This is a genomic window from Qaidamihabitans albus (assembly GCF_016464705.1).
Classification (GTDB): domain Bacteria; phylum Actinomycetota; class Actinomycetes; order Mycobacteriales; family Pseudonocardiaceae; genus Qaidamihabitans; species Qaidamihabitans albus.
Map to the genome: position 1 here is coordinate 1 of NZ_JAEHOB010000058.1, position 493 is coordinate 493.

At 69.0% G+C, this 493-nt stretch carries 1 protein-coding gene; it reads left to right on the forward strand.

All coding sequences use genetic code 11. The features are described from left to right. Positions 1 to 54 precede the first annotated feature (54 nt). On the forward strand, positions 55 to 493 hold a 439-nt coding region (locus JAP66_RS31815), incomplete at its 3' end, for a vitamin K epoxide reductase family protein (protein WP_307849809.1).

The following is a 493-nucleotide window of genomic DNA, read 5'->3' on the forward strand; positions in this document are numbered from 1 at the left end:
CCAGTTGCGGGCGCGGCTGGATGAGGCGCTGACGGCGTGAGCACCACCGGTTCCGTGCGCGCCGACGCCGACCGCGACGCCGCAGTACCGGCCGCCCCCCGCGCGCTGGGCTGGCTGTACGTGGTCGGCGGCGGGATCGGGCTCGCGGCGGCCTTCGTCCTGATGCTGGAGAAGATCGCCAAACTCGGCGATCCGGCATATGTGCCGACCTGCACACTCAACCCGGTCGTCTCCTGCGGCTCGGTCATGGACAGTCCACAGGCGGCGGCCTTCGGTTTCCCCAACCCGCTGATCGGCATAGCCGGGTTTGCGGTCGTGGTCACCATCGGCGTCGTGCTCCTGCCGGGATTCCGGGTGCCACGCTGGTTCTGGCTCGGGATGCAGGCCGGCACCACGTTCGGCGTGGTGTTCGTGCACTGGCTGATCTACTCCAGCCTCTACGACATCGGTGCGCTCTGCCCGTACTGCATGGTCGTGTGGGCCGTGACCATCC